Raw genomic sequence first — 20832 nt, 5'->3', positions numbered from 1 at the left:
CCACGAAGCGGGACAACCCTCGGTTCAAGCGCGGAGAACTGCAAGGGGATAAGAAAAATGGCTCGCTCGCATCATCAACATCGCCATCATCACAATATTCCCGACGATCCCGATCCGCCGGCACCGCCGGTGACTCCCGATCCGCCGTCGACGCCGCCCTCGACGCCGGCGCCCGCCTTCGCCGATCTCGGCGCCACCTTCAACGATGCCACGCGCGCCCTGGTCGGCGGTCTCTGGCAGAACGTCGTGGAGGAGGCAGGTCAGGGCAACGGCAGCGTGTTCCGCTATCTCAAGGATCTCACGGCGGTGCAGACCGGACTGCAGGCGGAGATCGCGGCCGGACAATTCACCGGCGCCGCGCTGACCCATGTACAGACAATTCTGTCCGACATCACGACCGCGCTGTCGGCGGCGACCGCCTCGGTGAACGGCGGCGGCACGTTCGGCAGCGTCGCGGCGGCCGAGAATGCGCTGCGCACCAGTCACCTCGACATTCTCAATATCGTCAACGGCGATGCCGCGCTGCAAGGCCTTGCCACGCAAAACGGCGGCAATGGATTCCTCGCAACGCCGGCGACACTCGCCGCCGGCGTCACAGCCGCAACGGCGCCGCATGCCAATCTCGCCGAGATCGGCGCCATCTTCAACGACGCGGCAAGCCGCATACTCGGCGGCGTCAACGACGACAACCGGCAGATCATCACCGATGACATGAATGCCGTCATCACCGGTCTCCACGACCTGATCCAAGCGCAACCCATGCTGTTCGGTGGGCTCACCGGCATCCATGCCGACACGGTCATGCGGCAGGCGCAGCTCGAGATCAATTACGTCAATCAGGCCGGCATCAGTCCGGATGCCGGCCGCGCCAGCAACGACAATATCCTCGACATGATCGACATCATCCAGGGCGATACCAATCTGGCGAACATGGCCGTCCAGGGCGGCGTTGCCGGCTTCTCCATATTTCCCGATGCACTCAATCCGACGCCGCGATATCAGGACAATGAGGCGCAGACGAACTTCTGGGCGAACTTCATCGCCGACGGCAATGCGCTCGGACAGCAGGCGATCCAGCTCGTCGGCTCGGGCGACACCGCCGCGATCCAGTCGCTGATCGCCCGGCTTCAGACCTTCGAGAAGAACGCTTCCGATTTCGACCTGTCGCAGGGCGGCATCTTCGAGGCGCGCTTCGACAATGAACTGACGCCGAGCAGTACGCTCGGGGCCGAGGTCGACGCGATGATCAAGGGCCTTACCACCGGCAACGCGGCGCTGGTGGCGGCGGCGGCCCAGGTCATCCATGACAATGCCGCCGATGTCGGCGGCAACAACATCCCGGTGACCGGCGGCACCTACAATCCGGACGGACTGACGCTCGCCGAGGTGCTGTCGACGGCGACACCGGCTCCCGCGGCCGCGGCAGCAACTGCAGCTGCCGCCACGAACGTCGCGGCAGCACCGGCAACGGCCTCCGCCGCGGCGGCGCCGCAACCGCTTGCCGCAGCGGCGATCGGGCCTGAAGGCGAAGACGCCGGCTTCAGCCTTGTCGGCGCGGGTGCGGACATTCCGCACCACGTCCATGCCGACAGGTTCGAAGGGCATCACTTCCATCACCTGTGGGGATGATGCGCTTCGACGCGGCGCGGGCCTGCATCCGATTTGGGGGAGACCAGCGCTGTCGGCGGTTCGACCCGGTTGGGGTCTCGCCGGGTCGGACCGCCACGGCTGAGGTTTCGTCCGCGGTCGGCACGACAAGCATGGCCTCGCCGCCTCCGGCGGGGCGCGATCTGGAATTGGGGTGAGCGATTTGCGGTGTGAAAGTCGGGATTTGTGGCGGCGCATGATGCGGTCCGGCGGCGGAGTGCGTCCATGAAGGATCGCAAGACGGACTATGGCACGGTCATTCTGCACTGGCTGTTTGCAGCCGGGCTCGGCGTGGCCTTCGTCACGGGCCTGCGGATCGCGACCGAAGCGCCCGACCGGCAGTGGCTCAATCTGCTCGACGCGGTGCTGCCGCGCGAAAATGTCTGGGTGCCGCACATGCAGGCGGCGCTGGTGCTCGTCGCATCGGCGCTGGCCTATGCGATCTATCTCTTCCGCTCCGGGCTCACGGCGCGCGTGCGGCTCGATCAAATCCGCCTGCGCGGGCTGTTCGGCAAGGGGCAGGTCAGGCTGCGCGCGCTCAATGCCGTGCTCACCTGGGCGCTCTTCGCCAGCCTTGCCGCGCTGCTGGCGAGCGGCGGGCTGCTCTACTTCGGCCTGTTCGCCGGCCATGACGTTGCAATGCTGCACTGGTACGCGACCTGGGCGGTGCCGGCCTGCGTCGCCCTGCACGTGCTGACGCATGCGAGACTCGGCGGTTTGGCGCAACTGCTGCGCATCTTCCGGCCGTCGCATCTCGCGCCGCCGCCGCCGCCGCTCGATGCGGTCGAACTCCTGACGCTGCTCGCCGAGCAGTCGGCGCGCCTGCAGCCGGAAGCGGAGCGCGACGAGACCCATGCGCCCGAGGCGCGCTTGCAGCCGGAGCATCCGGCCGCACAGACCTGGCCGACGCATCCGATCCGGCGGCCCGCACGCGGTGCGACGCTCAGGGGCCGCGCGACGCTGCAGGCGAATCCGCTGGTCGTGGCGCTGGCGGTTGCATTCACCGGCGTCTCGCTGATTGTGGCGAGCGACCGCCTCGCGGTCGATCGCCTGCAGGTCCGCCGCATCGCCAGCTCCGATGCGCCGCTGGTCGATGGCGACGCCTCCGACCGCGTCTGGCGCAACATTCATCCCTTCACGCTGGTCACGCATCACGGCGACAATTTCGACGGCAGGGGAGAGGCGCGCATCGACATTCGCGCCGTGCATGACGGCGTCTGGGCCTATTTCATGTTCACCTGGGACGATCCGACGCGTTCGTTGAAGCACCTGCCGCTGATCAAGGAAGCCGACGGCTGGCATCTCCTGCACAACGGTTTCGAGAACGGCGACGAGCGCGATTTCAGCGAGGACAAGTTTTCCGTGCTGTTCACCCGCGCCGACGTGACCATCGCCGGCGACCGCACTTTTCACGCCAGCCCGCAGCCGCTGGCCGACAGGCCCGCCACCATGACCGGCCGCGGGCTGCATTATGCGGCGGAAGGCGTCGGCGCGGTCGACGTTTGGCTGTGGAAGGCGACCAGCGGCGGAGCGGCCGGCTGGATGGACGACGGCCATTTCGGCCCGCCATTGCCGCCGACGCCGCAGCAGGCAAGTCACGCCGCGCCTTACAAGGGCGGCTATGCGCCAGACCCCGGCACCGCCGGCTACTCCGACAATTTCGTCGCCAATGCCGCCGCCGACCGCACCATCGTGCCGCGCCGCCTGCCGCGCGATGTCGTTGCGATGAAGGAAGCAATGGGCGAGCTCCACCTCGATCCCGACCAGGGCGAGAGCAGCGGCTCGCGCTGGTTCATGACGGAAGCGGAATCGCTGGCTTATTCGCCAGAGCTCGATTCGCGCATGCCGGTGGGCACGGTCGTTCCCGGCGTGATCCTTTCGGGCGAATTTTCCGGCGACCGCGCCGACATCCGATGCGCGGCGCGCTGGGCAAGCGGCCGCTGGTCGCTGGAGGTGGCGCGCCGCCTCGACACCGGCAGCCCCTTCGACGTTCCGGTCGAGAGCGGCGTCTTCATGCGCGTCGCCGCATTCGACCATACCCAGATCCGGCATACGCGGCACGTCCGTCCCATCCGCCTGGAGATCGAATGATGCGGCGGATCTGCCAGGTCGTGCTCAACAACGAGCGCTATCTCGCCAATGCCGGCGATCTCCTGCTCGACTGGGCGCTGACGAACGGGGTCGAGCTGCCGCATGATTGCCGTGCCGGCATGTGCGGCGCCTGCCGCGTGCGGCTGGTGGAGGGCAGGGTGTTCGGTGGTCATGAGCCGGGCGACGACATGATCCACGCCTGCCAGGCGCGCATCGTCTCCGACATCGCCATCGTTACCGAGGAGGTGCCCGATCCCGTCGCCCTGTCGGGCCGCGTTGCCGGGATCGTGCGGCTTGCGCCCGATATCGCCGGCCTCACCATCGAGGTGCCGAAACCGCTTGCCTTTCTGCCCGGGCAGTTCTGCAAGCTGTCCTTCCGCGGCTATCCGGCGCGCTCCTACAGCCCGACCTATCCGCTGGAACGCCGCCCCGACCATCGCCTGCTGCACTTTCACATCCGCCGCCTGGCGGGAGGCAAGGTTTCCTCCGCGCTCGGCCGCGATATCGGGCGCGGCCACCGGGTCAGGCTGTCGGGGCCGTTCGGCAGCGCCTTCCTGCGCCGCAACCATCGCGGTCCCATGGTGCTGGTGGCGAGCGGCACCGGCTTTGCGCCGATGTGGTCGATTGCAGTCGCCGCCATCATGGAGCGGCCGGAGCGGGAGCTCACCTTCATCGTCGCGGCGCGAACGCTGCAGTCGCTGTACTGCCACAGCGCGCTGTGCCGGCTGGCGCCGTTTCCCAATGTCACGATCATCCCGGTCGTCGACGAGCCGCAAAGCGATTTTCCGGCGATCCGCGGCGGCCTGCCGACCGACCATCTGCCGCCGCTGTCGCCGGACATCGTCGTCTACACGTCCGGCGCGCCGGCCATGACCGAGAGCGTCGGACGGATCGCGCGCGCCGCCGGCGCACGCTGCTATGCCGATCCCTTCGTACCGACCACGACGCCGGCCGAACAGGCGCGGGCGCGCTGGGCGGCGCGCTGAGGCCTGACTGTCGGGCGACTACTTCGCCTTGCCGTCCTTGTCGAACTTGGCGATGTAGGCCCAGAGAGCGTTCGCTTCATCTTCTTTCTTGATGCCCGCGAACACCATCTTGGTGCCGGGGATCTTGGCCTTGGGGTCCTTGATGTAGTCGAGGAAGGTGTCCTTGTTCCAGGTAATGCCGGAATTCTTGTTGGCGTCGGAATAGGAATAGCCCTCGACCGTGCCGGACTTGCGGCCGTCGAGGCCGTTGAGCACCGGGCCCACCTTGTTCTTGGCGCCTTCGCCGACCGCATGGCAGGCCAGGCACTTGTTGAACGAGGTCTTTCCGGCATCGGCGTCCTGCGCCAGCGCGCTGGAGGCGGCAGCAGACGCCGCGATGACAAACAGCGTGCTCAAGGTCAGTTTTTTCATGGTGTGCTCTTCATCTCTTCCTTGCTTGGAGGCCGCTGGTTTTGCCACGGCCGGCTCGCCGTCAACAAGCCGGCCGCGGACCGGTTTCATGACGGCCCCGGCCTTTTTCCAGCAATTTTGCGGCCTGTCCATCCGCCCTTCGACCGCCTACCCAAAGCGCGCCGGACGTGCTTGATTTGCCGTCACAAATCGGCGGGAGGAACTATATGTCGATCATGATGCCGGCAGCGGACGAGGCGGTGCTCGCCCGACGCGACGCCATCGTGGCGGCCTTGCGCGCCATCGTGCCCGGCGAGGGGGTGATCGATACGCCGGCCGAGATGATCCCTTACGAATCGGATGGGCTGACCGCTTACCGCCAGCCGCCGATGGTCGTGGTGCTCCCCGACACCACCGATCAGGTCTCGCAGGTTCTGAAATACTGTCACGAGCAGGGCATCAAGGTGGTGCCGCGCGGCTCCGGCACCTCGCTGTCCGGCGGCGCGCTGCCGCTCAAGGACGCCGTCCTGCTGGGGCTCGGCAAGTTCAAGCGCATCCGCGAGATCGATTTCGACAACCGCGTAGTGGTCACCGAGCCCGGCGTCACCAACCTCGCCATCAGCCAGGCCGTGGCGCATGCCGGCTTCTACTACGCGCCCGATCCGTCGTCGCAGATCGCCTGCTCGATCGGCGGCAATGTCGCGGAAAACTCCGGCGGCGTGCACTGCCTGAAATACGGCATGACCACCAACAACGTGCTCGGCTGCGAGATCGTGCTGATCTCGGGCGAGATCCTGCGGATCGGCGGCAAGTCGGCGGAGAATTCCGGCTACGACCTGATGGGTGTGATCACCGGCTCCGAGGGGCTGCTCGGCGTCATTACCGAGATCACCGTGCGCATCCTGCAGAAGCCGGAGACGGCTCGGGCCCTGATGGTCGGCTTTGCGCAGGTCGAGGCGGCCGGCGAGTGCGTGGCGCGCATCATCGGCGCCGGCATCATTCCGGGCGGCATGGAGATGATGGACAAGCCCGCGATCCACGCCGCGGAAGCCTTCGTCCAGGCCGGCTACCCGCTCGATGTCGAGGCGCTGCTCATCATCGAACTCGATGGTCCCGGCGTCGAGGTCGACGAACTGATCGGGCGTGTCGAGGCGATCGCCAAGGCTTGCGGCTCCGTCACCCTGCAGATTTCCACCAACGAGACCGAGCGCAACCTGTTCTGGGCCGGCCGCAAGGCGGCTTTCCCCGCGGTGGGGCGGATCTCGCCGGACTATCTCTGCATGGACGGCACCATTCCGCGCGGCGCGCTGCCGAAGGCGCTCACGCGGATTCGCGAACTCTCCGAAAAATACGACCTCGGCGTCGCCAACGTCTTCCATGCCGGCGACGGCAATCTGCATCCCTTGATCCTCTACGACGCCAACAAGCCCGGCGAGATGGAGCGTGCCGAGGCCTTCGGCGCCGACATTTTGCGCTGCTGCGTCGAACTCGGCGGGGTGCTCACCGGCGAGCACGGCGTCGGCATCGAGAAGCGCGATCTGATGCCGGAGATGTTCAGCGAGATCGACCTCAACCAGCAGCAGCGCCTGAAATGCGCCTTCGACGCCCAGGGCCTGCTCAATCCGGGCAAGGTGTTTCCGGTCCTGCACCGCTGCGCCGAGCTTGGCCGCATGCATGTGCACGGCGGCAAGCTGGCTTTCCCCGACATCCCGCGGTTCTAGGGCAAGCCAGTGGACACCCTGAAAGTACGTGACGCCAAGGACGTCGAAGAGGTGGTGCGGGCGGCGATCGCCAACGACCAGCCGCTCGAGATCGTCGGCCATGGCTCCAAGCGCCTGATCGGCCAGCCGATGGCGACCAACGCCGTCCTCGATCTCTCCGCGCTCAACGCCGTCTACTCCTACGAACCGAACGAGCTGATCATCACGGTCGAGGCCGGCGCGCCGCTTGCCGACGTCAAGTCGCTGATCGACGCCAAGAGCCAGCAATTCGCCTTCGATCCCATGGACACCGCGCCGCTGCTCGGCACCAGGGGGGGCGGCACCATCGGCGGCATGATCGGTGCGGGCCTCGCCGGCTCCCGCCGCGTCAAGGCGGGGGGCGCGCGGGATCATCTGCTCGGCGCGCATGCGGTGTCCGGCTTCGGCGACAGCTTCAAGACCGGCGGCAAGGTGGTGAAGAACGTCACCGGCTACGACCTCTGCAAGCTCCTGACCGGCTCCTGGGGCACGCTCGCGGTCATCACCGAGGTAACGCTGAAAGTGATGCCGCGCCCCGAGAGCGAGCGCACGCTGGTGCTGCGCGGGCTCGACGACGTCACCGCCAACCGCGTCATGACCGCCGCACTCGGCTCACCCTTCGACGTGTCGAGTGCGGCGCATCTGCCGAGCTCGGTATTTCGTCCCGCGGGCGGCGCGCTGGCCGCGCTGGCGTCCCAGGGGCAGTCGGTGACGCTGCTGCGGCTGGAGGGCATCGAAGCCTCGGCCGCGAGCCGCGCCGCCTCGCTGACCAAGCTGGTGGCGGGCTTTGGCGCGGCCGAACTTATCGAAGACGCCGTTTCCACCGAGATATGGAACGCGATTCGCGACGTCCTGCCCTTTGCCGCCGACGGCGCGCTCGGCGCCTGGCCGGTGTGGCGGATCGTCTGCCCGCCGGCGTCCGGCGGTGCGCTTGGCCAGACCCTCGCTCGCGAGACCGGTGGCGACGTGATTTACGACTGGGGTGGCGGGCTGATCTGGGCGGCGCTGCCGCCGAAACCCGATGCACAGGCCGCAACGGTCCGCAGCCGCGTCGAGGCCGCGGGCGGCCATGCCACGCTGATCCGCGCGGCCGAGGAAGTGCGGCGCCATCTCGACGTGTTCCAGCCGCAGGCCTCCGGCCTTGCCGCGCTGGCGGAACGCGTGCGGCAGAGTTTCGACCCGAAGAACATCCTCAACCGCGGCCGGATGGCGCGGGGACCTGCGACATGAAGACCGAATTCTCGCTTGCCCAACTGGCCGATCCCGACATCAAGGAAGCCGACAGCATCCTGCGCGCCTGCGTCCATTGCGGCTTCTGCACGGCAACCTGTCCGACCTATGTGCTGCTCGGCGACGAGCTCGATAGCCCCAGGGGCCGCATCTACCTGATCAAGCAGATGCTGGAGAAGGAGGAGAAGCCGACGGCGGAGGTGGTCAAGCACATCGACCGCTGCCTCTCCTGCCTGGCCTGCATGACCACCTGTCCGTCCGGCGTGAACTACATGCATCTGGTCGATCAGGCGCGGGTGCGGATCGAGCGCGACTATTCGCGGCCGCTGGTGGAGCAGGCGCTGCGCAAGCTGCTTTCGTGGGTGCTGCCGCGCCCGGATCTCTTCCGCTACAGCATGTGGCTGGCGCGGCTGGGCCGGCCCTTCGCAGGCCTCCTGCCGGCGCCGAAAGCGGGGTCGGTCAATCCGACTTTATTCAGCCGGATCAAGGCGATGTTGGCCCTGGCGCCGGGGCGTCTGCCGCCGCCGGGACCGGCTCCGGGCAGCGTGTTTGCCGCGCAGGGCGAGCGGCGCGGACGAGTCGCGCTGATGCAGGGTTGTGCCCAGCAGGTGCTGGCGCCGCGCATCAACCAGGCCGCCATCAATCTGCTCACCCGCCACGGCATCGAGGTCGTGCTGGTGAAAGACGAGCAATGCTGCGGCGCGCTTACCCATCACATGGGCGACGACCGCGATGCGCTTGGCCGCGCGCGGGCCAACGTCACGGCATGGCGGCGGGAAGCCGAACAGGGTGGGCTGGACGCCATCCTGGTGACGACGTCGGGCTGCGGCACCGTCGTCAAGGACTATGGCTACCTCCTGCGTGAGGACCGCGACTACGCCGCGCCGGCGGCGCAGGTATCGCGGCTTGCGCAGGACATCAGCGAGTATCTCGCCGGCATCGAGTTGCTTCCGTCGAGCCAGAAAGGCGACATCAAGGTTGCCTATCACGCGGCCTGTTCGCTGCAGCACGGACAGAAAATCACACTCGCGCCGAAAGAATTGCTTTCCAAGAACGGTTTCGTGGTGAAAGATGTACCCGAGAGCCATTTGTGTTGCGGTTCGGCGGGGACATACAACATTCTCCAGCCCGAACTTGCGGGCAGATTGCGCGATCGCAAGGTCGCCAATATCGCAAGTGTCGAGCCGGATGTGGTTGCTGCGGGCAATATCGGCTGCATGGTGCAGATAGCCAGCGGTACATCAGTTCCTGTGGTGCATACGATTGAGCTTCTCGATTGGGCGACGGGAGGTCCGCGGCCAGCACTGAACTAGGACTGAACTGATGGCGCAGCAGATAACGGCGATCCGCGACGTCCGATAGTCATTGATCGGCGGCAACAGGAGGATGAACACGATGGCGAAGAAGGCGAAGAAGAAGGCTAAGGCCAAGAAGGCGAAGAAAGCCAAGAAGGCCGTAGCGGCGAAAAAGAAGAAGGGCGCAAAGAAGTCCGCCAGGAAGGCTGCGAAGAAGCCGGCCAAGAAGGCCGCAAAGAAATCCGCCAAGAAGGCCGCCAAGAAGGCCGCGCCGAAGAAGGCGAAGAAGAAAAGCGCTCCGAAGAAGACGGCGGCACCGAAGCCCGCGCCTGCGCCAGCCCCGGCTCCAGAGCCCGAGCCTGCACCCACGCCGAGTTGGGCGACCCCCAGCGCCGGGCCCAGCTGGGGTTCCGGCGGCTCGGACGGCGGCAGCCAGTAGTCTTGCACGACCACGGTTTGCGGAAGAGCCACGGCGGAAACGCCGTGGCTCTTCGGCTTTTGCGGCGGGTATTTCTACGGACGATTGATTCGTAAGGGAGCGGACGGTCTCGGAGGGTTTTCAGGCCTTACCCGGCAGCCTCCCGGGGTTGAACCGGTCAAAATTGTGGTGCGAATGCAACACCCGCCGACAACATCGCGCGAAATGGCCGAAACGCCTAAAAAGGCGGCAGATGCTTGTATTTTTCACTTCACGACTTGTACCGCACGGACCAGATTATCCGCGAGATTTGGTCGCAGTCGGACTTCCGATTCCTTGGGGCAACGAAGCCCGACTGTTCAAGAAGAAGATGGGGATCGTCATGAAGAAAGTTGTTCTGGCTGCCGCAGTACTGGCAGTGACCGCGGGTTCCGCGATGAATGCGGGTTCCGCGCTGGCTGCGGACATGCCCGTGAAGGCCAAGAAGGTGGTGGCGCCGGCGCCGTTCGATCCCTGGGATCTCGCCTTCGGCGCGGCGATCATGAACGACTACATCTTCCGCGGTGTCACCCAGTCCAACCACAAGCCGTCGGTCGCGGTCTATTTCGAGCCGCGCTACAACGTCACCAAGGACGTGCAGCTCTACGTCGGCCTCGCCGGTGAGAGCATCTCCTTCCCGAACCGCGCCGCAGCCGAAATCGACATCTACGGCGGTATCCGCCCGACCTTCGGCATGTTCGCCTTCGACTTCGGTGTCTGGGGCTATCTCTACCCGGGCGGCCAGTGTTTCGGCTCCCAGTACACGCTGGCGCAGGGTAATTGCGGTGGCGACATCGACTTCTCGGTCGGAAACCTGGGTCTCCCGATCAACGGCAACTTCGCCAAGAAGCGGGCAAGCTTCTACGAAGTCTACGGCAAGGTGAACGTTGCCCTGAACGACCAGTTCACCGTCGGCTTCGCCGACTACTACTCGCCGAACTTCCTCAACCTCGGCGCCTGGGGCAACTATGCCGCGGTCACCGCCAAGTGGACCGCCCCCTCGACCACCTTCGGCTCGAGCGGGATTGGCATGTACATCTCGGGCGAATTCGGCCGCCAGTGGCTCGGAACCTCCGACATCTTCTACGGCATCGCCGGCGATCCGGTTTACGCCAACGGCATCAAGGAGCCGGACTACAACACCTGGAATATCACCTACAAGGTGTTCACGCTGGATATCCGTTACTCCGACACCAACCTGTCGAAGGGTAATTGCAACGCCTTCACCAGCGACTTCAGCACCACCAACAGCAGCCCGGCCTTCGTGACGCCGATCAATGGCGGCGCGAATGCACTCACCGCCTTCGGCTCCAACTGGTGCAGCGCGACGGGCATCGTCAAGCTGTCGGCCGACCTGACGGCGATGACCAACCTGAAGTAAGCTCGACCGGTTCAAAGGTTTGGGGGCGGCAGAGCGATCTGCCGCCCCTTTTGCTTTGTGAGGTCATTTCCTTCGCAGGACCATGCGTTGATGAGCCAGGAGCGGATCGGGAAAGGCGAGGAGGCCCGGCTGCATTTTGACTGGCCCACCCTGGTTGCCGGCATGATCGCCGGTCTCGGGGCAGCCATCGCCATCGGCATCATGGAGTGGTTCTCCGTCGCCATGCACTTTCCGCTCGCCGTCATTCCCTTTGCGACCTCGATCGTGCTGGTGATCGGCTCGCCCGACGCCGAGCCGGCGCAGCCGCGCGCCCTGATAGGCGGGCACCTGATCTCCACGCTGGTCGGGTTGTCGCTGCTGAAGCTGACCGGGCCGAGCGCCTGGGCGGCGGCGGCCGGCGTCGGACTTGCGGTGCTGGCGATGTATCTCACCGGCACCTTTCATCCCCCGGCCGGCATCAATCCGCTGCTGGTGATCTCCAACAATCTGCCGTGGTCGTTCCTGTTCGCGCCGGTCTTCCTCGGCACGCTGATGCTGGCCGGCTTTGCATTCCTCTGGCACAGCCGGGGACGGCGCCCCGGCTGGCCGCAGCGCTGGCTATGACGCGGCTTGCCGGGCGACAGCCTCCTCGCGCAGCACAAAGTGGTCGCCGTCGCGGACCAGCGCCAGCTTGCGCTGATGGAAGGCTTCCAGCGTCGAGCGGTGGCCGATCGAGACCAGCGTGGTGGCCGGCAGCTTTTCGCTGAGCAGATGGTAGAGCGCGGCCTCCGACGGTTCGTCGAGGGAAGCGGTCGCCTCGTCGAGGAACAGGAAGGTCGGCGCATGCAACAGCGCGCGCGCCACGCCGAGCCGCTGCTGCTCGCCGAGCGACAGCATCCGGTTCCAGTGCGCCTCTTCGTGCAATCGGCCCGCCAGCTGGGGCAGCCCGACGTCGGCCAGCGCCTGCCTGACCCGCTCGATGTCGAAGGCGCCGGCAGCAGAAGGATAGACCACCGCCGCATGCAGCGAGCCGATCGGAAAGTAAGGCCGCTGCGGCAGCATCATCAGCGTGGCGCCTGCGGGAATCGTTACCCGCCCGTCGCCGAACGGCCAGATGCCGGCAATGGCGCGGAACAGCGTCGATTTCCCCGCGCCCGAGGGGCCGGTGATCAGCGTGCGTTCGCCATCGCGCAGGGCGAGCGCATCGGCCGCGACCACGGGCGCGCCGTGCGGCAACCGCACCAGAAGCTCCCGCAGCTCGATCGCCTTGTCCGTGCCCGCGACGATGCGGACCGAGTCGGGGCTTGCCGCCAGGTGCCGTGAGCTTGCGATCGACATCTCGAACCCGTCGAGGCGGGCCACCACCGCGCGCCATTCGGCGAGCTTGCGATAGACCGAGACGAAGAAGGACAGCGCCTTGTAGACGCTGTCGAAGGCGGACGCCGTCTGCATCATGCCGCCGAGCTGGACCTTTCCGGCGAAATAGGCCGGTGCCACCAGAACGTAGGGAAACACCACCGCCGCCTGCGCGTAACTCTGGGTGAAGAAGGTCAGCCGCTTGGTACGGCTCATGATGCCGTACCAGTTGGAGATGACGCGGCCGAAGCGGTGCATCAGCCGCTCTTGCTCGGCCGGCTCGCCCTTCATCAGCGCGATCTGCTCGGAATTCTCGCGCACGCGCACCAGGTTGAAGCGGAAGTCGGCCTCGCGCTGCTGCTGCTCGAAGTCGAGATTGACCAGCGGCGAGCCGATCCATTGCGTGAGCAGCGTGCCGAACACGGCATAGATCAGCGCGCCCCAGACGAGATAACCCGGAACCGCAAGCTCGTTGCCGAACAGATGCAACGGAGCCGCCGCCGACAGACCCCACAGGATCACCAGGAACGACGCCAGCGACACGATCGAGCTGAGCAGGCCGATGCCGATCTCCATCGTGCGCTCGATGAACAGCTTGACGTCCTCGGTCATGCGCTGGTCGGGATTGTCGGCCGCATCGCCCTGCAGCTGCATGCGGTAATGGTTCGGCCCTTCCAGCCACTCGCCGAGATAATGGCTGGTCATCCAGTTGCGCCAGCGAATCTGCAGCCATTGATTGAGATAGAGCTGGTAGACCGACAGCACGACTGCGAGGCTGGCGAGCACGGAAAATACGCCGATCTCCCAGACGAAACGATCCCAGTCCTTGTCCTGCAGTGCGTTATAGAAGCGGTTGTTCCACTGGTTGATCAGCACGTCGATCGCCACCAGCGACAGCTCGATCGCAATCACCGCCGCGAGCAGGCCGCGGCCGGCCCATTTGTCTTCGGAACGGAAATAGGGGGACGCGATCCGCCATACGGTCGCGAGCGTCGCGCGGATATTGTTCACGGAACATGATCTCCGGAGAATTGGGCACAAGGCCCTGAGAAGGCAGGCGAAAATTCGAACAACGCGGCGCCGGCCGGCAGTCCTTGCCAGCGTTGTCTTGCCGCAGGCTGCAAGTCAACCCGGCAGGGGCGTGCTGCAGCGATCGCCGGCCTTCACATTTCCGCGGTGACCGGACTGGCCAAGGCCGCATTCGTTCCATACAAGGGCGCGCATCGCCGCGCACTGTTTTCGAGAGGTTGCATGGTTTTCGTCACGCGTCGTTTGAAGTTCGTCGCCGCCATTGCATTGTCCGCAGGCCTGTTCGTCACCGCGCCGGCGACCGCCCAGGAATTCCCGTTCGGCCTTGAGATGACGCTGGAGGCGGCGCGCATGCCGGGCTCCAAGCGCATTCCCTCGCTGGACATCGGCGACAATGGCGAGGTCGTGCTCGAGCTCTGGTGCAAGGGCGGCAAGGGCCAGTTCTCGGTGGCCGGCAACACCATCGTCTTCGTCCCCGGCGCGATGGAGAGCCGCAGCTGTCCGCCGGATCGCGCCCAGGCCGATGACGATCTGATCGCGGCGCTGAGCGATGCGGCGACCTGGCGGCGGCAGGGCGATTTCGTCACCCTGATGGGTTCGAAGCAGCTGCGCTTCCGGATCAATACGAACTGAGCACTTCTTCGCCTCTCCCCGCCTGCGGGGAGAGGCCGGATTGCATGAAATGCAATCCGGGTGAGGGGCCTCTCCGCGAGTCCATCTATTACTGTGATCGTGGACGCAGCCCCTCACCCTGACCCTCTCCCCGTAAGAACGGGGATAGGGAAGTGACAGGGCTGCGGCGATCGAGAGACTTGCGTCCCTCACTTCCATGCCGACTTGTCGGCGTCCCAGCGCTGGCCCTTGAATTCCTTTGCCAGCGCCTCGATCGAGCCGTTGTCGTCCTCGGGCTCGGCGCCTTCGTCGTCGGGGCCGGAATCTTCCGACAAATTGAGCTTCGGGCCCGCACCTTCGTCCGCCGTGGTCGTCACCGGGCTCGACACCCACAGCATCAGCCTGTCCGACGTGCCCGGCCTGTCCGCGGACACCTGCGCTGAAACCTCCACCGTCTCGGTCAGCCCGAGCGCGGGATAGATTTGGCTCGGCCGCTTGAAGGTCAGCTTCAGCTTGCCGGTATTGGCGTTCCAGGCCGACCCCGAAGGCGTTGCCGCGAGCGTCTTGCTCAGCACGCCCGATATCGCCGAGGCGAGCTTCTCCCGGTTGACCTTGTCGCCGGCGCGCCAGTCGGCGGCCGCAAAGCGGATCGCGCGGTCCATCTCGACGATCCCGCTGGTCCAACCCGCGAGCGTCACGCCCGGCGTCGCCTTTGCTTTGGCAATCAGGGCCGCGGCGCGCTCGGGATCGACGGTGAGGTTGATGGTCTGCTCGCCCGCGCGCAGTTCGTCGCAGGACACCGACAGGCTGCCCACGGACACTTCGAGCGCCTCGCCCTTCAGGCCCTTGAGGAAGTCGAGCACCTGTTCGAGCTTCACCCGCACCCCGACCGATTCCGGCGAGACGTCCGTGAAGTCCTTCGGGTTCGCGGTGATGCCGTCGTCGCGGGTCTGGCTTTCGAGAAATTCCTTCTCGCTGAGATCGGAATTGTCCGTCGACATCACCTCATTGACCTTCTGGCCGACGGTGATCTGGCCGCGGAATTCGAAGGTGTCGCCGCTCGGCTTGCGCGTCAGTTTCACCGTCACCTGCTGCTTGTCGCCGATGCTCTGCGCCGTGCCGGTGAGGTTCTGGCCGCTGACGGTGAGGTTGGCGACGAAGCGGTCCTTGCGCTCGACGCCCTTTGCGACGGGATAGCAGACATCGAGCGTGGCCGCGGTGACGGTCTTGCCCTGCCGCGTCTCCTTCAGGATCACATCGGCATTGCCGTCCATCAGCCCGTCGATCGCGGTGAAGTAGCGGATCTCGCTGCCGCCGGGGGTGGACTTTGCCGCCGGCTGTTTTGCCTGCGCGAAGGCGAGGTCGGGCGAAAGGGCCGCAAGGCCAAGCAGGCAAAGCAGGAGCGGGCGCATCGCAAAAATTCCTTCGGGGCAGAATCGGGCAGCGGAACCTAGCAAACCCTGGTGTGATCGGCCAAAAAGAAGGCCGCCCGGAGGCGGCCTTCGATCGGTCGTATTGCGCGCCGGGCCTCTAGAAGCCCATGCCGCCCATGCCGCCCATTCCGCCGCCGCCCGGCATTGCCGGGGCGGCCGCTTCCCTCGGCAGCTCGGCGACCATGGCCTCGGTTGTCACCAAAAGGCCCGCAACCGAGGAGGCGTCCTGCAGCGCAGTGCGCACCACCTTGGCGGGGTCGATGATGCCCTTCTCGACCATGTCGACATATTCCTCGGTCTGGGCGTCGAAACCGAAGGTCTCCGACTTGTTTTCGAGGATCTTGCCGACCACGATCGAGCCTTCGACCCCGGCGTTTTCCGAGATCTGGCGCACCGGGGCTTCCAGCGCCTTCAGCACGATGTTGATGCCGGCCTGGACGTCGGCATTGTCGTTGGAGAGGCGGCCGACCGCCTTCTTGGCGCGCAGCAGAGCCACGCCGCCGCCGGGCACGATGCCTTCCTGCACCGCGGCGCGGGTCGCGTTCAGCGCGTCCTCGACGCGGTCCTTCTTCTCCTTGACCTCGATCTCGGTGGCGCCGCCGACCTTGATCACCGCGACGCCGCCGGCGAGCTTGGCCAGCCGCTCCTGCAGTTTTTCGCGATCATAGTCGGACGTGGTCTCCTCGATCTGCGCCTTGATCTGGCCGACCCGGGCCTCGATGTCCTTCTTCTTGCCGGCGCCCTTGACGACCGTGGTGTTCTCCTTGTCGATCACGACCTTGCCGGCGCGGCCGAGCATGTTGACCGTGACGCTCTCCAGCTTCATGCCGAGTTCGTCGGAGATCAGCTGGCCGCCGGTCAGGATCGCGATGTCCTCCAGCATGGCCTTGCGGCGGTCGCCGAAGCCCGGCGCCTTGACGGCGGCGACCTTCAGGCCGCCGCGCAGGCGGTTGACCACCAGCGTCGCCAGGGCCTCGCCCTCGACGTCCTCGGCGATGATCAGCAGCGGACGGCCCGACTGCACCACGGCTTCCAGCACCGGCAGCATGGCCTGCAGCCCCGACAGCTTCTTCTCGTGCAGGAGGACGAAGACGTCTTCCAGCTCGGCGGTCATCTTCTCGGCATTGGTGATGAAGTAGGGCGACAGATAGCCGCGGTCGAACTTCATGCCTTCGACGATGTCGACCTCGGTATCGAGCGACTTGTTCTCCTCGACCGTGATGACGCCCTCGTTGCCGACCTTCTGCATCGCCTGGGCGATCATCTTGCCGATCGCGGTATCGCCATTGGCCGAGATGGTGCCGACCTGGGCGACTTCGGAGGAAGAAGCCACCGGCTTGGCGCGCTTCTCCAGATCCCGGACCACGGCGTGGACGGCGATGTCGATGCCGCGCTTGAGATCCATCGGGTTCATGCCGGCGGCGACCGCCTTGGCGCCCTCGCGCACGATCGCCTGAGCCAGCACGGTGGCGGTGGTGGTGCCGTCGCCGGCGGTATCGTTGGTCTTGGAGGCGACTTCGCGCAGCATCTGCGCGCCCATGTTCTCGAACTTGTCCTCGAGCTCGATCTCCTTGGCGACGGTGACGCCGTCCTTGGTGATGCGGGGCGCGCCGAACGACTTGTCGATGACGACGTTGCGGCCCTTGGGGCCGAGCGTCACCTTCACCGCATTGGCGAGAACATCGACGCCGCGCAGCATGCGCTCGCGCGCTTCACCGTGAAATTTTACGTCCTTGGCAGCCATTGGAACTTACTCCCTGGAAAAATGATCATGCGGCCGCGGCCGCGTTGCTCAACACCGTCATTGCCGGGCTTGACCCGGCAATCCATCAACTGCGCAAGATTCTTCCGAAGAGGATGGATGCCCGGGTTGCCCGGGCACGACGATCGGTGTGGTTGGCCTTACGCCAGCACGCCCATGATGTCGGACTCCTTCATGATCAGGAGCTCCTCCCCGTCGAGCTTGACCTCGGTGCCCGACCATTTGCCGAACAGCACGCGGTCGCCGACCTTGAGGTCGATCGGGATCAGCTTGCCGGCCTCGTCGCGGCCGCCGGGGCCGACGGCGACCACCTCGCCCTGCGAGGGCTTTTCCTTGGCGGTGTCCGGGATGATGATGCCGCCCTTGGTCTTCTCTTCGGCGTCGATGCGCTTCACCACGACGCGGTCGTGCAGCGGACGGAATTTGGATTTGGCCATGACGTTCCCTCAGGACTTCGGTTTTCAGGTCTGGTTCATAGAAACCGGTGTGTGATGCAGGCCGCAGGATACGCCCGGGAGGCGGGCGGCCGGCACGCTTAGCAATCGCGATGCAAGAGTGCTAAAGTGGGGCCGGAGATATGGCGTGGTGAAGGCCGTGTCAAGCAAGGTGGTTAAGGCCTTGGTGAGACCAATATAGGATGGTGGTTCGGAAACCAAGGCGGGGGTCCGGGCGTAAATTGTCCGAGGTCATTGCCCCGGTTGGTGTTTTGCGCTTGGCTGCGGGACGGGAGCGGCCGTTGGAATGTGTCGGGGGATGCCCATGATCAGGTCAGGTAACGCGCGTCCGGTTGCGAGCCTTGCCATCGTTTCCATCTTGTCGGTCGTCTTGGCCGGCTGCGAAACCACGAACCTCGGGGGCATGTTCGGCTCCTCGTCGCCGACCACCGCCCCGGAGCCCGGCGTGGCGCCGGAAATGCCCGCCACCATCCGCGCCGACGAGATCGTCGGCCGCTGGGGGCTTGCCTCCTACCAGGATCCGAAGGACCGCGCCCGCACCGAGGCGATGGCGCGTTCGCAGTGCAAGCAGCCCTACACCATCACCGCCGGCGCCTCGGGCGGCGTCATCATGCACCTGGCCGACCAGGCCACTCCGCAGGAACTGCGGCTGAAGGGTTCACCGAGCGGCAAGAACTATATCGGCCCGGCCGGTCCCACCCCCGGCGAGCAGGACCGCGAGATCGTCTCCTTCGACGGCCGCGTCATGATCACCCGCTTCGTCGACAAGGACGCCGGCACCCGCTACGGCAACATGGTCTACGTCCGCTGCGCGCCAAGGGCGTGACGCGGCGTTCGGTGCTTTAGTCGATCGCTTACAGTTTTCGTCATGCCCGGGCTTGTCCCGGGCATCCACGTTCTTGGCTACTGGAAAGAAGGGCGTGGATGGCCGGGACAAGCCCGGCCATGACGCAACAAACAATCGTCACGCCTGAATTCACGGCTGCAAAGAAAAACGCCGGCCCGGAGGCCGGCGTTCTTGTTTGTCTGCAAACCTGCGATCAGTTGAACATCGCGTCGATGTCGTCCTGCGAGGCGTGGCCGATGTCGCCGTCGAGCTTGGGGCCGTTGAGCAGCTTGGCGTCGCCCTCGCGGGTGTCGACGATCGGCGGCGCATGCGCCTTGATGGCGTCGACGCCGCCCCAGATGTTCATCATCTCGTTGATGTGCTGCTCGATGAACTTCATCGTCGTCATCACCTTGGAGATGCGCTGGCCGGTGAGGTCCTGGAAGTTGCAGGCCTCGAAGATCGAGACGACGCGTTCCTGGATTTCCTCGCTGAGGATCTTCTGCTGGTCGAGCGAGGTGTTCTTGGAGAGCGCGCTGGCGGCATTGTCGATCGACTCGGCCGCTTCCAGGATCTGCTGGGTGGCCTGTTCGGTGCCGCCGACCACGGCGCCGAGCTCGCCGTTGACCTTGGCCATCTCGTCGCCGTTGAAGCTCTTGCCGTGCAGCACCGCGATCTCGCGCTTGGTGCGGCTGATGGCGTCGTGGATCAGGTCGAGCTCGACCTTGAGCTTCTCGCACTGTTCGATCTGCGCGCGGTAGGTCTCCAGCAGCGCCTGGGTGTCGGCCATCTCGCGGTTGGTGGCTTCCTGGACCGTTTCCGGGGCGATGCGGGCGGGAGCCGCCATCTGGGCGCGGATGGCGCGCAGCTCGTTCATGATCTCGCGGTGCATCGGGCCGACATCGACCTCGGGACCCGCGGGCATCACCATCGGCGCATCGCCGAGAATGGCCTGTTCTACTCGGAAGCGTTTGCGATTGACCGACATGGTTGTTCTTCCCACCCCTTTAATCCGCCCCCTTTCTAGACCGATGCGATTTAACGCGAGGTTCACGCGGGGAACTGCTGCAGCGGTGAAAAATACGGAAGCGCAAAGGAGCGATTAACCATGAGCCTTGCGCGTTCACCGAAAATAAACGCTACCCGACAAAACCGCCGCGCGAGGCCGACGTGGTGAATCGAAACGGCGATTCCGTTTACCAAACCGATTAGGTTTTCGTTTGTTATGAATCGTGTGTGAACGGCGCGAAGTGCGCCATCAAAGACGAACAGTACAGAGTACGTCGATGTCCAGAAATCTTGCTCTCGCGCTCCTGGCGAGCGCCTCCATCCTTTGCGCCACCGTCGATCCCGCCGCCGCGCAATCCGGTCAGCCGGTGCGCGTCGCCTCCAACATGGGCGGCGGCTTCATCGAATTCCTGTTCGGCGATGCGCCGCGCGGCGGCCGCTACCAGCAGCCGATGTACCAGCAGCAGCCGGACGTCGGATTTGACGGGCGGCGTTTGCCGGGCCAGCAGGAGGCCGAACCTGCGCAGCGCAGCTTCGATCCCAGATTCAACAAGCAGGTGGTCGACTATCACGGCAAGGAAGACGCCGGCACCATCGTGATCGATACGCCGAACAAATTTCTCTATCTGGTGCAGGGCGACGGCAAGGCGCTGCGCTACGGCGTCGGCGTCGGCCGTCCCGGCTTCACCTGGGCGGGCACCAAGACGATCTCCGCGAAGAAGGAATGGCCGGCCTGGACGCCGCCGCCGGAAATGCTGGCGCGCCGTCCCGACCTGCCGCGGCACATGGAAGGCGGGCCGGACAATCCGCTCGGCGCGCGAGCGATGTATCTCGGCACCTCGCTCTACCGCATCCACGGCTCCAACGAGCCCTGGACAATCGGCACCAACGTCTCCTCGGGCTGCATCCGCATGCGCAACGAGGACGTCATCGACCTCTACGGCCGCGTCGGCGTCGGCACCAGGGTCGTGGTGATCTAGTTTCGAATCGTCGAAACTGTCGCCAAGCAAACAGTGTCGTCCCGGCACAGGCCGGGAGGTGGATTCACACTCGAAGTGCAACACTTGGGCAAAGGACTCGGCTGGGGTCCTGAAGTCAAGGCACTTGCGCGGGGTGTTGTTGTAGGCGGCGACGAGCTTGCGGAACCGTGCTGTTG

General features: G+C 65.6%; 18 protein-coding genes. 12 read left to right on the top strand and 6 right to left on the bottom strand.

Annotated features, from left to right (window positions below):
- Positions 1 to 57: 57 nt before the first annotated feature.
- The 3 genes from HZB49_RS21720 (at position 58) to HZB49_RS21710 (ending at position 4724) form a co-directional block, all read left to right on the top strand.
- The gene (locus HZB49_RS21720; RefSeq protein WP_291615110.1) at positions 58 to 1629 is read left to right on the top strand and encodes a hypothetical protein; all 1572 of its coding nucleotides are present in this window, start codon (positions 58 to 60) and stop codon (positions 1627 to 1629) included.
- A 243-nt stretch (positions 1630 to 1872) separates the two neighbouring features.
- Complete coding sequence (locus HZB49_RS21715) at positions 1873 to 3738, top strand: ethylbenzene dehydrogenase-related protein (protein ID WP_291615108.1); 1866 nt, start codon at positions 1873 to 1875, stop codon at positions 3736 to 3738.
- Positions 3735 to 4724, top strand: a complete 990-nt coding sequence (locus HZB49_RS21710; protein WP_291615106.1) for a 2Fe-2S iron-sulfur cluster-binding protein — start codon at positions 3735 to 3737, stop codon at positions 4722 to 4724. Before HZB49_RS21715 ends, HZB49_RS21710 begins: the two co-directional genes overlap by 4 nt.
- An 18-nt stretch (positions 4725 to 4742) precedes the next feature.
- On the opposite strand, the gene cycA is transcribed toward HZB49_RS21710, so the two are convergent.
- A complete protein-coding gene (gene cycA / locus HZB49_RS21705; RefSeq protein ID WP_291615105.1) occupies positions 4743 to 5135 on the bottom strand; it encodes a cytochrome c-550 CycA in 393 nt (130 codons plus the stop codon).
- 206 nt (positions 5136 to 5341) lie between these two features.
- Between cycA and HZB49_RS21700 the strand changes: the two genes are divergently transcribed.
- The 6 genes from HZB49_RS21700 (at position 5342) to HZB49_RS21675 (ending at position 11819) form a co-directional block, all read left to right on the top strand.
- A complete protein-coding gene (locus HZB49_RS21700) occupies positions 5342 to 6835 on the top strand; it encodes an FAD-linked oxidase C-terminal domain-containing protein (protein ID WP_291615102.1) in 1494 nt (497 codons plus the stop codon).
- A gap of 9 nt (positions 6836 to 6844) precedes the next feature.
- Complete coding sequence (locus HZB49_RS21695; protein ID WP_291615100.1) at positions 6845 to 8083, top strand: FAD-binding protein; 1239 nt, start codon at positions 6845 to 6847, stop codon at positions 8081 to 8083.
- Positions 8080 to 9396, top strand: coding sequence for a glycolate oxidase subunit GlcF (glcF, locus tag HZB49_RS21690; RefSeq protein ID WP_291615098.1), 1317 nt, complete (start codon positions 8080 to 8082; stop codon positions 9394 to 9396). The genes HZB49_RS21695 and glcF overlap by 4 nt, the downstream gene beginning before the upstream one ends.
- An 82-nt stretch (positions 9397 to 9478) precedes the next feature.
- A complete protein-coding gene (locus tag HZB49_RS21685; protein ID WP_291615096.1) occupies positions 9479 to 9817 on the top strand; it encodes a hypothetical protein in 339 nt (112 codons plus the stop codon).
- A gap of 361 nt (positions 9818 to 10178) precedes the next feature.
- Positions 10179 to 11216, top strand: a complete 1038-nt coding sequence (locus HZB49_RS21680) for a TorF family putative porin (RefSeq protein ID WP_291615094.1) — start codon at positions 10179 to 10181, stop codon at positions 11214 to 11216.
- Positions 11217 to 11306: 90 nt separating this feature from the next.
- Positions 11307 to 11819, top strand: a complete 513-nt coding sequence (locus tag HZB49_RS21675; protein WP_291615092.1) for an HPP family protein — start codon at positions 11307 to 11309, stop codon at positions 11817 to 11819.
- Here the strand turns inward: HZB49_RS21675 and HZB49_RS21670 are convergent.
- Positions 11814 to 13562, bottom strand: a complete 1749-nt coding sequence (locus tag HZB49_RS21670) for an ABC transporter ATP-binding protein/permease (protein WP_291615090.1) — start codon at positions 13560 to 13562, stop codon at positions 11814 to 11816. The genes HZB49_RS21675 and HZB49_RS21670 overlap by 6 nt on opposite strands.
- A 240-nt stretch (positions 13563 to 13802) precedes the next feature.
- Here HZB49_RS21670 and HZB49_RS21665 point away from each other — a divergent pair, with 240 nt between their 5' ends.
- Positions 13803 to 14213, top strand: a complete 411-nt coding sequence (locus tag HZB49_RS21665; protein ID WP_291615088.1) for an META domain-containing protein — start codon at positions 13803 to 13805, stop codon at positions 14211 to 14213.
- A gap of 188 nt (positions 14214 to 14401) precedes the next feature.
- On the opposite strand, the gene HZB49_RS21660 is transcribed toward HZB49_RS21665, so the two are convergent.
- The 3 genes from HZB49_RS21660 to groES form a co-directional block, all read right to left on the bottom strand.
- Positions 14402 to 15604, bottom strand: coding sequence for a hypothetical protein (locus tag HZB49_RS21660; protein ID WP_291615086.1), 1203 nt, complete (start codon positions 15602 to 15604; stop codon positions 14402 to 14404).
- Between the two features lie 118 nt (positions 15605 to 15722).
- Positions 15723 to 17369 carry a chaperonin GroEL gene (groL, locus tag HZB49_RS21655; protein ID WP_291615084.1) on the bottom strand — a complete coding sequence of 549 codons (1647 nt, stop codon included), beginning with the start codon at positions 17367 to 17369 and terminating at the stop codon, positions 15723 to 15725.
- A 158-nt stretch (positions 17370 to 17527) separates the two neighbouring features.
- Positions 17528 to 17824 (bottom strand): co-chaperone GroES, encoded by a 297-nt coding sequence (groES, locus tag HZB49_RS21650; protein WP_291615082.1) that lies wholly within the window; start codon positions 17822 to 17824, stop codon positions 17528 to 17530.
- Between the two features lie 322 nt (positions 17825 to 18146).
- Here groES and HZB49_RS21645 point away from each other — a divergent pair, with 322 nt between their 5' ends.
- Positions 18147 to 18668: a hypothetical protein gene (locus HZB49_RS21645; protein ID WP_291615080.1), complete on the top strand. Its 522-nt coding sequence runs from the start codon at positions 18147 to 18149 to the stop codon at positions 18666 to 18668.
- A gap of 214 nt (positions 18669 to 18882) precedes the next feature.
- On the opposite strand, the gene HZB49_RS21640 is transcribed toward HZB49_RS21645, so the two are convergent.
- Positions 18883 to 19656: a protein phosphatase CheZ gene (locus HZB49_RS21640; RefSeq protein ID WP_291615079.1), complete on the bottom strand. Its 774-nt coding sequence runs from the start codon at positions 19654 to 19656 to the stop codon at positions 18883 to 18885.
- Between the two features lie 298 nt (positions 19657 to 19954).
- Between HZB49_RS21640 and HZB49_RS21635 the strand changes: the two genes are divergently transcribed.
- A complete protein-coding gene (locus HZB49_RS21635) occupies positions 19955 to 20656 on the top strand; it encodes a L,D-transpeptidase (protein ID WP_291615076.1) in 702 nt (233 codons plus the stop codon).
- Positions 20657 to 20832 lie beyond the last annotated feature (176 nt).

This window comes from Bradyrhizobium sp., from assembly GCF_016219575.1.
Lineage (GTDB): Bacteria > Pseudomonadota > Alphaproteobacteria > Rhizobiales > Xanthobacteraceae > Bradyrhizobium.
The sequence above is the reverse complement of the archived record's forward strand: the minus strand, read 5'-3'. Positions and strand labels throughout refer to the sequence as shown.